At 58.5% G+C, this 11,240-nt stretch carries 10 protein-coding genes; 4 read left to right on the forward strand and 6 right to left on the reverse strand.

The window, feature by feature from the left end:
• Positions 1–17: 17 nt before the first annotated feature.
• The 4 genes from coaE to pilB form a co-directional block, all read right to left on the reverse strand.
• Positions 18–653 (reverse strand): dephospho-CoA kinase, encoded by a 636-nt coding sequence (gene coaE, locus ACDK93_RS05390; RefSeq protein WP_458071576.1) that lies wholly within the window; start codon positions 651–653, stop codon positions 18–20.
• A 2-nt stretch (positions 654–655) separates the two neighbouring features.
• Positions 656–1,513 (reverse strand): prepilin peptidase, encoded by an 858-nt coding sequence (locus tag ACDK93_RS05395; protein ID WP_458071577.1) that lies wholly within the window; start codon positions 1,511–1,513, stop codon positions 656–658.
• 74 nt (positions 1,514–1,587) lie between these two features.
• A complete protein-coding gene (locus ACDK93_RS05400; RefSeq protein WP_458071578.1) occupies positions 1,588–2,853 on the reverse strand; it encodes a type II secretion system F family protein in 1,266 nt (421 codons plus the stop codon).
• Between the two features lie 128 nt (positions 2,854–2,981).
• Entirely contained in the window at positions 2,982–4,703 is a 1,722-nt protein-coding gene (pilB, locus tag ACDK93_RS05405; RefSeq protein ID WP_458071579.1) for a type IV-A pilus assembly ATPase PilB, read from the reverse strand.
• Between the two features lie 344 nt (positions 4,704–5,047).
• Between pilB and ACDK93_RS05410 the strand changes: the two genes are divergently transcribed.
• Genes ACDK93_RS05410 through ACDK93_RS05425 form a run of 4 tightly spaced genes read left to right on the forward strand, consistent with a single transcriptional unit; the run spans position 5,048 to position 8,819 of the window.
• Positions 5,048–5,902 carry a glycosyltransferase family 2 protein gene (locus ACDK93_RS05410; protein ID WP_458071580.1) on the forward strand — a complete coding sequence of 285 codons (855 nt, stop codon included), beginning with the start codon at positions 5,048–5,050 and terminating at the stop codon, positions 5,900–5,902.
• Positions 5,895–7,061 carry a glycosyltransferase family 4 protein gene (locus ACDK93_RS05415; protein WP_458071581.1) on the forward strand — a complete coding sequence of 389 codons (1,167 nt, stop codon included), beginning with the start codon at positions 5,895–5,897 and terminating at the stop codon, positions 7,059–7,061. Before ACDK93_RS05410 ends, ACDK93_RS05415 begins: the two co-directional genes overlap by 8 nt.
• Positions 7,054–7,860 carry a methyltransferase domain-containing protein gene (locus ACDK93_RS05420; protein WP_458071582.1) on the forward strand — a complete coding sequence of 269 codons (807 nt, stop codon included), beginning with the start codon at positions 7,054–7,056 and terminating at the stop codon, positions 7,858–7,860. Before ACDK93_RS05415 ends, ACDK93_RS05420 begins: the two co-directional genes overlap by 8 nt.
• Complete coding sequence (locus tag ACDK93_RS05425) at positions 7,857–8,819, forward strand: glycosyltransferase (protein WP_458071583.1); 963 nt, start codon at positions 7,857–7,859, stop codon at positions 8,817–8,819. The genes ACDK93_RS05420 and ACDK93_RS05425 overlap by 4 nt, the downstream gene beginning before the upstream one ends.
• Positions 8,820–8,846: 27 nt before the next feature.
• Here the strand turns inward: ACDK93_RS05425 and ACDK93_RS05430 are convergent, their stop codons facing one another.
• Together ACDK93_RS05430 and ACDK93_RS05435 are read right to left on the reverse strand one after the other, a co-directional pair.
• A complete protein-coding gene (locus ACDK93_RS05430; protein WP_458071584.1) occupies positions 8,847–9,755 on the reverse strand; it encodes a hypothetical protein in 909 nt (302 codons plus the stop codon).
• Entirely contained in the window at positions 9,752–11,233 is a 1,482-nt protein-coding gene (locus ACDK93_RS05435; RefSeq protein WP_458071585.1) for a lipopolysaccharide biosynthesis protein, read from the reverse strand. The genes ACDK93_RS05430 and ACDK93_RS05435 overlap by 4 nt, the downstream gene beginning before the upstream one ends.
• Between the last annotated feature and the right edge of the window lie 7 nt (positions 11,234–11,240).

The raw sequence follows: 11,240 nt of genomic DNA on the forward strand, positions 1-11,240 counted from the left end.
GCGCTGTGGCGTGGGCGTCAGCTGCGCCCTGGGTTCCTTCGATCCCTTTCTGCCAAGGCGAGGAATTTCCCATGCAGCTCGGCGACGGCGGCATCAAGAGACGCTTCATCGCCACTGTTGTCGATGACGTAGTCCGCCAGCGCCAGCCGCTCGGCCCGGCTGGCCTGCTGTGCCATCATGCTTCTGGCCAGCGTTTCATCGATACCGTCGCGCTTTATCAGTCTGCTTAGCTGCAGCGACTCCGGCGCATCCACCAGCAGCACGTGTCTGATCCAGCGGTAGTGGCTGATGTTTTCGGCCAGCAAGGGAATGGCCAGCAGGCAATAAGGCCCCGACTCCGCAGCAACGCGCTCGCGCAGCAGGTTGCGCACGAGAGGGTGAATAATGGCTTCCAGCACGCGTCGGGCAGCCGGTTCGCCGAACACGCGCTCGCGCATGGCGCGGCGGTCGAGCTTGCCCGTCTCGTCGAGTACGCTCGCGCCAAATGCCTCGGCGATAGCAGCGAGCCCCGGCGTCCCGGGGGCGACGACTTCGCGCGCGGACAGATCGGCATCGTGCACGTGTACGCCCAGTGCCTCGAACCGTCGGGCCACGGCGCTTTTTCCTGCCGCAACGCCACCGGTCAGTGCAATCACCAGCGTATCCATCTTCATGCTTAGCGCAGGCCGGTCATTTGCATATACGCATGGAGAAGATGATCGCCCGCCACGAACCAGACCCATCCTGCCGCGGCGATGAAGGGCCCGAACGGCATCGGTATCTGGCTGTCGCGCTTGTTCAGCACAATCAGGCTGCCGCCGACCAGTGCGCCAATCAGCGAAGACAGCAGAACAATCGGCAGCAACGCGACCGGCCCCATCCAGGCGCCGAGCGCCGCCAGCAACTTGAAGTCGCCGTAGCCCATGCCTTCCTTACCGGTCAGCAGTTTGAACAGCCAGTAGACGCTCCACAGGCTCAGATAGCCGATGGCCGCGCCGATAATCGACGAGGGCGCCGTCACATACATGGGTAGCAGCGCCAGCAACAAGCCAAGCCAAAGCAGCGGCAAAGTCAGCTGATCCGGCAGCAGCTGGGTGCGAAAATCGATGCCCGACAGCGCGATCAGCGTCCAGGTCAGCGTCAGTCCCGCCAGTGCCGGCCATGACGGGCCAAACTTCCACACGATCATCGCACTGAGCACCCCACTGAGCAATTCCACCAGCGGGTACTGGATCGAAATGGTCGCCTGGCAGTAGCGGCAGCGCCCGCGCAGCAGCAGCCAGCCGAACACAGGGATATTGTCCCGCGCCGACAACCTATGCTTGCAATGGGGGCAGTGCGACGGCTCGCGCACGATGCCGGGCGGCAGCGGCGAGGGCTCGGTTTCAAGCTCCAGCACATCGCGCGCTTCCTGCTCCCAGGCCGCGGCCATGCGCTCAGGCAGACGCAGAATCACGACGTTGAGGAAGCTGCCCACCAGCAGGCCGAGCATGCCGGCAAAAGCAATCCAGATAACCAGCGGCATGTCGGGCATAGCCTAGTCCTGACCGAAAAACGCCGCAGAGTCACCGGATCTCGGCAGCTCTGCGGCGTTTTGGAGAAGCGATTTTAGAATGTGCCGGCGAGCTTGAAGATCGGCAGATAGAGCGCGATCACGATGCCGCCCACCAGGGTGCCGAGGACCACCATGATCAGCGGTTCGAGCAGCGTGGAAAGCGTATCCACGGCGTTCTCGACTTCATCCTCGTAAAACTCGGCTACCTTGAACAGCATATTGTCCAGCGCGCCGGACTCTTCACCGATGGCGACCATCTGGACCACCATGTTGGGGAAAAGGCCGGTCTGCTTCATCGCGAGCTGCAGCTGATGGCCTACGGCAATATCTTCGCGCATCTGGCGCACGGCATCGCCGTAAACAATGCTGCCGGTAGCTCCCGCCACGGCATCGAGCGCCTCGACCAGCGGAACGCCGGCGCGAAAAGTCACGCCAAGCGTGCGAGCAAATCTCGCAATCGCCGAGTTCCGCACGATCCCCCCCATGACCGGAAGCTTCAATGCGACACGGTCCATAAAGTGGGCAAATTTCGGCGAGCGCTTTTTCGCTATGACAATGGCAGCGATGCTGCCACCGATGACACCGATGACAATCCACCAGTAACTCTGCATGAACTTCGATGAATCTACCAACAGTTGAGTTGGTGCAGGAAGCTGAGCGCCAGCATCTTCGAAGGTCTTGGCAAACACAGGCACAACAAACAGCAACATGATAAGGATGACGACAAAGACGACCGCCAGCACCATCATGGGGTAGAACAGCGCCTTCTTGATTTTCTTCTTAAGCGCTTCGGTACGTTCCTTGTACGTCGCAACGGTATCCAGCACGGTGTCCAATACGCCGGACGTTTCGCCCGCATGGACGAGGTTGCAGTAGAGCTCGTCAAACTGCACTGGATACTGGGCGAGTGCCTCATGCAGCGCCGCGCCGCCTTCGATGTTTTGCTTCACATCAAGCAGGATATTCTTGAAGCGGATGTTTTTCTGGCCGTCTGCGATGATGTCGAAGGACTGCACCATGGGCACGCCGGAAGCCATCATGGTGGCAATCTGGCGACTGAAAACGGCTACGTCAACTGGCTTTACCTTCTTGCCAGTTGCGCCAAATAAGGGTTTCGAGCGCTCCCGCACGCTTTGCGGGTTCATGCCCTGACGGCGCAGTTCTGCTTTCACGAGTGAGGCGTTCTTGGCCGGCATATCGCCTTTCATGCGCTTGCCGCGCTTGTCCAGCGCCACCCAGTCGTAGGTAGTCTGCTTGCTGACTTCGCCGCGCTGGGCACCGAGTGCGCGCGTCTTGTTTGCTGCGTTAGCCGTGGCCATGCGTGTTTTCCCCGTGGTGCAGCCCAGACCAGCCGGCGACTGATCGCCGGCGCGTTACTTCCCAATTTAGCGTACTTGTCGCATTCACATCGTGCTCGAGTGCGCTGTCTTGTCGTTCAAGTGGAGACCTAGTCCTTGGTCACCCGATCAATTTCCGCCAGGCTGGTGAAGCCGTTTTTCACCTTCAGCATGGCTGACGCGCGCAGGTCGTTGATACCCGCCGCCTTGGCCACCTCGGCAATCTGCAGCGCGTTGCCGCCCTTCAGCACGATCTTCTGGATGTCCTCGAGCATCGGCATCACTTGGTAGATGCCCACCCGGCCTTTGTAGCCTTCGTTGCAGCCATCGCAGCCCACCGCCTCGTAAATCACCATGCCGGAGTCGATATCCGCCTGGGTAAAGCCGGCCTTGAGCAGCACCTCCGGCGGCAGGTCTTGCGGCTTCTTGCAATCATGCAGGCGACGCGCCAACCGTTGGGCGATGATCAGGGTGACCGACGAGGTGATGTTGTAAGGTGCGATGCCCATGTTCATCAGACGCGCGATGGTTTGCGCGGCATCATTGGTGTGCAGCGTGGACAGCACCATGTGACCGGTCTGCGCCGCCTTGATCGCGATTTCGGCGGTTTCCAGGTCGCGAATTTCGCCGACCATGATCACGTCCGGATCCTGGCGCAGGAACGAGCGCAAGGCGCTGGCGAAGGTCATGCCGCGCTTGACGTTCTGCTGGACCTGATTGATGCCCTCGACGCGGATTTCAACCGGGTCCTCCACGGTTGAGATATTGCGCTCGGCTGTGTTGAGCATGTTCAGACCGGTGTATAGCGATACCGTCTTGCCCGAACCGGTCGGACCGGTAACCAGCACCATGCCGTAAGGCTTGTGGATGGCGTCGATATAGAGCTTTTGCTGTTCGGGCTCGTAGCCCAATTTCTCGATGCCGATCTTGGCCGACGACCCGTCTAGAATACGCAGCACGATCTTTTCGCCGAACAGCGTCGGCAACGTGCTCACGCGGAAGTCGATCGCGCGGGTCTTGGAGAGATTCAGCTTTATGCGGCCGTCCTGCGGTGTGCGCTTCTCGGCGATATCGAGTTGCGCCATGACCTTAAGGCGCGAGGAAATGCGGTTGGCCATCTTCATCGGCGGGCTGGCGACCGCTTTCAGCATGCCATCCATGCGCAGACGCACCCGGTACTGGGTCTCGAAAGGCTCGAAATGGATGTCCGAGGCGCCGCGGCGAATCGCGTCGACCAGAATCTTGTTGATGAACTTGACGACCGGGGCATCGTCGTTGGCATTCGCGTCGATGCCGGTTTGTTCGGCCTCGTCGTCACCGCCTTCGAGATCCAGGCCTTCGAGATCGCCGCCGCCCAGATCGGGCATGGTGTCCCGCATGTTGTTCAGCAGGCTTTCGATAACGCGGGTCAGCGAACCGCGCTCGACCAGAATCGGCTCCACCATGCAGTTGGAGTGGAACTTGATCTCGTCCAGCGCATGCGACTGCATGGGGTCGGCAATGCCGACGAACAGCCGCTTGCCACGACGGAACAGCGGCAGCGCCTGATGCTTGCTGATCAGGGCCTCGCTGATGACGTCCAGCGGCATATTGGCGGGGTTGATCGACGCCACATCGAGCATCGGCATGCCGAATTCCGCCGATGCGATCTGCGTGAGTTGGATGCTTTCAACGAGGTTGTGATCGAGCAGCCACGAGGCGAGGGTGGACTTGTTCTGAATACTGTCCGACATTGCCTTGCGCACGTCGGCCTCGGGCAACACGCCCTCGGAAACCAGGCGGCGCGCCATGCCAGATAGGCCTACCAGCGATGGCTGCAACTGTGATGACATGATTTCTGACCCCTTACGCGTATGTAGTTGAATCTACCGCAGTTCGGTTCTCAGGTCATCCATTACCTAACCCTCTATCACGGCCTTCTCCCCGGTGAGACAAGGGCTGTGCAAACCATCGTTCCCGACGAAGGCAGTCACGCACGGGCCACCGACTTTTCCACATGGAAGGGTGTGCCCATCCTAGCGCAGACCATTGCGCCAGATTGCAACTGCATGGCGCAATTTGCGGTGTTGAAGGTCGGCGAGCGTCCATCTGGCGGATACTGCGCGAGACCAAGTCGCGCGGCTCAGCGTATTTCCCCGCTTCAAGTTATGATCCGCTCAACCGTAGGGGAGCCTCTTTGAACCACCTGAGCATCATTTTGCCCGCCAAGAACGAGGCGCCCGCGCTGGCCACACTCCTGCCCAAGCTGCGTTCTGCTTATCCCGATGCCGAGATCATCGTAGTGGACGATGGCTCAACAGACGACACGCCGGCCATCTGTCGCAGCAATGGCGTTGAGTGCCTCTCCTCGCCGTATTCGATGGGCAATGGCGCAGCCATCAAGCGTGGCGCAAGGGCGGCGACCGGCGAAGTTCTTGTTTTTATGGATGGCGACGGCCAGCACGATCCCGCCGACATCCTGCGCCTCACGGCCCAGCTCGACCAGGGTTACGACATGGTCGTCGGCGCCCGCGACTGGAGCAGTCAGGCGGGCGTCGGACGCGGCCTGGCGAACACGCTCTACAACTGGCTCGCCAGCCACATGACTGGTCACTCGGTGCTTGACCTTACTTCCGGGTTCCGCGCAGTTCGCGCCGACAAGTTCCGCGAGTTTATCCACTTGCTGCCGAACGGGTTCAGCTATCCAACTACTAGCACCATGGCCTTTTTTCGTAGCGCGTATCCGGTGGCGTATGTGCCGATCAAGGCAGCCGAACGTATAGGCAAGAGCCACATCAAACCGCTGCGTGACGGCGTGCGTTTCCTGCTGATCATCTTCAAGATCGCTACGCTGTATTCGCCGTTAAAGCTTTTTGTACCGGCTAGCGCGTTGTTTTTCCTGTTGGGCTGCGCAAATTACGCCTGGACTTTCTTTCACGAGGGGCGGTTAACCAACGGCAGCACTCTGATGTGGAGCGCGGCGGTGATCGTGTTTTTGATCGGTTTGGTATCCGAGCAGATCACTGGTTTGATGTACCGACGCGATGTCTGACCGCGGTATTACAAATTCTGTTCCATTAGTCTTGCTGGTGACACGCAATTTTCCGCCACTGCTGGGCGGTATGGAAAAGGTCAACCTTCGTATGCTCCGTGCCCTGCAGCCTGCCTGGCGAACAGCGCTCTGTGGGCCTGACGGAAGCGGTCACTATGCGGGGTCTGCAACGGAAGTGAAGCAAAGTCGGGTGAAGCCGCTGCCGATTTTTCTGCTGGCGACCTTGTTTAAGGCGCTGCGCTTCGCCGTGTGGTGCAAGCCGGCTTGGGTCATTGCCGGGAGTGGTCTCACAGCACCTATTGCATGGGCAGCGGCGCGGCTCGCAGGCGGTAGGGCTGCGGTGTACCTCCATGGGCTCGACATCGTCGCGCCCAGCCGCGCCTATCAGTCGTTGTGGCTACCGTTGATTCGACGGTGCGACCTTGTCCTGGTGAACAGTGCAAACACAGCTGCACTAGCCCACGGCCGCGGCGTTGGCTCGGCCGTCACCCACGTGCTTCATCCGGGAACAGATTTGCCCGATCTCGATCCTGAGGCCGGAAGGGATTTTCGCCGCCAGCACGGTTTTGGATCCCGTCCACTGCTGCTTTCTGTAGGACGCCTCACTCAGCGCAAAGGTCTAGTGGAGTTTGTCAGCAAGGCTCTGCCTTCGATCGTTTCGCAGAACGCCGAAGTGCTGCTGGTTGTGATCGGCGAAGAAGCGATCGATGCGCTACACGCACGCGCGGGTTCCGAGCGAGAACGCATTCTCATTGCGGCCCGTGCTCACCGCGTTGAGGAAAACATTAGATTTCTCGGCCGCTGCGATGATGCGAGCCTCAGCGCGGCGTTTCAGGCTGCCAGCCTGCATGTTTTCCCGGTCCTCGATCTGCCCGGGGATGTGGAGGGTTTTGGCATGGTCGCATTGGAGTCAGCTGCTCATGGTTTACCCACCGTCGCTTTCAAAGTTGGCGGAGTTTCTGATGCCGTTGAGAACGGGCAGACAGGGGCGCTGATCGAAGCAGGAGACTATGTTGCTTTGGCGGCGGCGGTGACGCAGCACTTGGCGCATGCAGGGGGAAAGGCAAGCGTTGTGTCATGTCGCGCGTTTGCGGCGACGAAGACGTGGCCGCTATTCGGCGAGCGCCTGCTCGACTTGCTGGGTTCACGTCATGTCTGACCTGCCAACACATGATCAAGCGGATGGAATATCCCCGGCCAGCAATGATACCAGCCGCCAGCCGCATGCCGTGCTCGATCTTCCGTCGCGCCGCTTGAAAGGTTTGAAGATAGAGCGGTTGCTGAATCTCGCTAGCCGCACTCAACCCATTCGAATGCTTGAAGTGGGGACTGGCTCCGGCGGCATTGCCCACTACTTCGGCACGCATCCAACACTCAACTGTGAAGTGGATGCCGTGGACATCCATGACAATCTTTTGGTCACGCAAGGCTTTCGCTACCATCAGGTCAGCGACACGCAGTTGCCGTTCGCGGACGACTCCTTTGACGTAGTGCTCACCAATCACGTTATCGAACATGTTGGCGACGAGAGTGCCCAGCGCTCACATCTTGCGGAATTGAAACGCGTCATGCGACCTGATGGTGTCGGCTATCTGGCCGCACCCAATCGCTGGATGCTGGTTGAGCCGCACTACAAGCTGGCGTTTCTGAGTTGGCTTCCCCGTGCGTGGCGCACGCCTTATCTTCAACGTATGGGTAAGGGAAAATTATACGACTGCGAGCCGCTGCAAATGGGAGAGCTCGAACGGTTGCTTTTAGGCGCCGATCTGAATGGCCAAAACCTGTGCATAGACGCATTGCGACTCACGTTTGAGATCGAGCATCCAAATGCCGGGGTCACGACCTTTTTGCGGTACATGCCTGACAGGGCTTTGTCTCCCCTGCGCAGGTTGATCCCCACACTGATCTACAGCTTTCGGCGAACGTCGGCCGACATGGTACGACAACCAAACGAATGATTTCGCCATCTGATCCGGGGCATAGCAAGGCTTCGACTGATGGGCCTGGTAAGGCGCGTCTGGCGGTTGTTACTGTCACTTTTCATCCGGATTTGCGGAAGCTGGCTACGCAGCTTTCAGCCCTGCCGGTCGATGCCATTTCGTGCGTCGTGGACAATCGATCCGACGACAATGAGGTTGAGGGCATCAGGCGCATCGTCGCTGCTCGCCCGAATACGTTTCTTCTGGAAAGCAGTGAAAACCTCGGGCTGGCCGCTGCCACAAACAAGGGTGCAGCCCTGGCCGCCGAGCACGTTGGATCGCAAGGGTTGCTGCTGCTCATGGATCAGGATAGCGAGCCACAAACAGGCGCGATTGATTGTCTCGTGTCAGCCTTGCTACACGCCGAACGACACCGGCGTGTAGGTTGCGTTGGCCCGCAGCTTGTGGATGAAACTACCGGATTGCACCACGGATTCCATGCTATTCGTGGATGGCGATGGGTTCGGGTATTTCCTAATTCGGAGAGTAAGGCGCTTGTACGTTGCGCCAACCTCAACGGCAGCGGCACTTTGATGCGAATGTCTTTGTATCAGGCATTAGGTGGCCTTGATGAAAGGCTTTTCATTGATCACGTGGATACTGACTGGGCATTTAGAGTGTCTGCGGCCGGCTACGAGCTGTTGGGCATACCACCCGCGTTGTTCAAGCACAGCATGGGAGAACGGGGCATACGTTTCTGGTGGTTCGGATGGCACGTATGGCCGCAGCGTTCGCCGCAGCGGCATTACTATTTATTTCGCAATGGATGCTACTTGTTGAGCCGAACTTACGTGCCTCGCGTGTGGAAGTTCTGGGCAGTTGTCAAATTATCGCTGACCGTGCTTGTTTACCTTGCTTTTGACCCTCGCCGAAAATCGCATATGCACAACGTGGCGACCGGCGTTCGTGATGCGGGGAAACTTAAGGCGCGCCGCTGACCGTGACGTCTCAATCGACAGGCAATTTCATTCGTCGAAATGACTACTGACAATCGACACAAAGCGTTGGACTGATTCAAGGTTTCCGTTATTTACAGCACGCACGTTTTCCAGCAGCCGACCGCGGGTGTCAACTGCGTAAGGAATGTCGTCAACGCCGTACGCCAGGCCAACGCGATTGCTCTCTTCAGACACCCATTGGTCCTTGCTGACACCATCGACTGGGACCACCACCGGTATGCAGCCACACATCGCCGCATAAGCCGCATACATCGTGTAAAGGTCGTAGAAATAGCAGATCTTGCATTGATTGAATATTTCCGCCAGCTCTTGGTGAGAGTGACCGTCGACAACCCACTCGTTCCGCAGGTCAGGCAGGTCGATTCGATCCTTGCCCTTTCGAATCATGTGGCAGGTTTTTGTGCGCGCTCCCGTATTTTTCAATACGTATACGTCAAGAAACAACTCGGCGACTGTAAGCATGCCACCGTAATGCATATCGCTGCCGAGGTTGTTGAATGCATCCTGGTATGAGAAACACAAATCGCCGGAGCTGTATTTGAATTTTCCCTCATGAAACCCTGGTTTGTGCAATAGCCATCGCACGTAGCGATCAGCGCCCAATGGATTGCCGCTCACGATCTCGGGATAGACAACGATGCTGCCTTCAACGTCCGATGCTTTTGCTATGGGCGTCTCATACCGTTTGTTCGTTGAAAATGGTCCCCGATAGATTCGACTTCCAAGGTAGGCCAAAGCGGAAGGCACCGAATTGAGAGTCATATTGCTGGACAGGCGGGGCCGCCACAGTGGCCAGACTTTTGCTTCGTGCCCTATTTTGTTCAAAGTGTCGCAAAGCTTGTGCAAGACAATGGCACCGCCCGACTCGTCGCGATACCGGGATGCGTAGATAATGAATTTCTCGACGGCACTCATTGTGACGAGTCACTTTTTTGCGTGATGTCGTTGCCATGCTGACGGTCGCGCAATGTACGGACAACAGACAAGAGCTCCCGCAGAGCGTCATTTTTCGTCAAGATAGCCATCAGCAAATAAGTCGCCGCGCTGGTCAGAATGGCCGCCACCATCATCACAGTACCTGGCCTTGTCCAATGCAGGATGGACCACCCCAACGCAGCGGCTATCGTAGCCAGAACAAGCATCGGCCATTGATCCATGAGCTGAGCGAACCACCCGTAGCCAAGCAGGCGTTTGGAATAATAGGTGTTGAGCCCTGCCGAAATCAGGCCGCCCAGTAGGACCGACCACGCTATGGCCAGCGTCCCCCAGTGCGCGAAGATGAGCAAAAGCGAGATGCCGGACAATTGCTTTATGACTTCCAATCGAAAAAAGAGATCCGACCTGCCCTGGGCACTGATGGCCGCAAGATTCAACACATGCACTGGCCACAGCGCAGCCCCCAGCGCAAGTACGCTGAGAATCGGTGCGGCCGACGACCAGCGGCTTCCATAAAGCAGCGCGATAAGAGGGCGGGCGACCACGGCGATGCCGATCATGCAAGGTACAAAAAGAAAAAGCGCCATGCGCAACGACGATCTCAGTGCAGCAACGAGCTTTACTTGATCATGAGAAATGGCGGAGAACACCGGCAACCCAACTCGGCTCAATACCTGTCCCATGAACGAAGCAGGCGCAGACTGGGTGTTTTGGGCCAGCGTGTAGTACCCCAGCGCACCGGCATCAAACAGCTTGCCGATCATCAGTGACTGCAGCCGCACCGCGACAGTGTTGAGAAGTCCGGACACAAGCATGTAGCCGCCGAAGCCGAATAACCCGCGAAACGATTCGTGACGGTAGCGGCCGCGCGGGCGCCACTCCGAGTACATCCACAACAGCACTCCGCGCACTGCGATCGATGCAATGCTCTGCCAGGCCAGACTCCAGACTCCAAAGCCTTGCAGCGCCAATATGACGGCGACCACCCCGGAACAAAGTGACGCGACCACCTCGGCGCGTGCGCGGGCCTTGAAATTCAGCCGCATGGTCAACAGCGCATCGGGCACCGCGGCAAAGGCACCGAGCGGCAACACTATCGCCATCACCCGAGTCAGATCGACCAGCCTGGGTTGGTCAAAGAAGCTGGCAATGGCCGGGGCGCCGAGTGCCAGCGCCGCTGCCGCAACCACGCCAATAACCATGGTGAAAATGAAGACCGTGGTTTCGTCATCTGCGGTTGTCTCTTGGCGCTGAATCAGCGCCGCGCCAAATCCGGAATCCACCAGCAGGATGCCGATGCTGGTAAACACCAGAAGCATGGCTATCAGGCCAAAGTCGGCGGGTGTGAGCAGACGCGCCAGCACCACCATGACGACGAACTGCACGCCGTAGCGCGCAAGGATTTCAAGCGAGCTCCACCATGCGGCGTTGGCCGCGCGTCGTTCAAGATTAGACATATAAGCT

This window comes from Rhodanobacter sp. BL-MT-08 (assembly GCF_054161255.1).

Coding starts and splice junctions, on each gene's coding strand:
- coaE (WP_458071576.1), bottom strand. CDS start 653: ATGAAGATGGATACGCTGGTGATTGCACTGACCGGTGGCGTTGCGGCA.
- ACDK93_RS05395 (WP_458071577.1), bottom strand. CDS start 1,513: ATGCCCGACATGCCGCTGGTTATCTGGATTGCTTTTGCCGGCATGCTC.
- ACDK93_RS05400 (WP_458071578.1), bottom strand. CDS start 2,853: ATGGCCACGGCTAACGCAGCAAACAAGACGCGCGCACTCGGTGCCCAG.
- pilB (WP_458071579.1), bottom strand. CDS start 4,703: ATGTCATCACAGTTGCAGCCATCGCTGGTAGGCCTATCTGGCATGGCG.
- ACDK93_RS05415 (WP_458071581.1), top strand. CDS start 5,895: ATGTCTGACCGCGGTATTACAAATTCTGTTCCATTAGTCTTGCTGGTG.
- ACDK93_RS05420 (WP_458071582.1), top strand. CDS start 7,054: ATGTCTGACCTGCCAACACATGATCAAGCGGATGGAATATCCCCGGCC.
- ACDK93_RS05425 (WP_458071583.1), top strand. CDS start 7,857: ATGATTTCGCCATCTGATCCGGGGCATAGCAAGGCTTCGACTGATGGG.
- ACDK93_RS05430 (WP_458071584.1), bottom strand. CDS start 9,755: ATGAGTGCCGTCGAGAAATTCATTATCTACGCATCCCGGTATCGCGAC.
- ACDK93_RS05435 (WP_458071585.1), bottom strand. CDS start 11,233: ATGTCTAATCTTGAACGACGCGCGGCCAACGCCGCATGGTGGAGCTCG.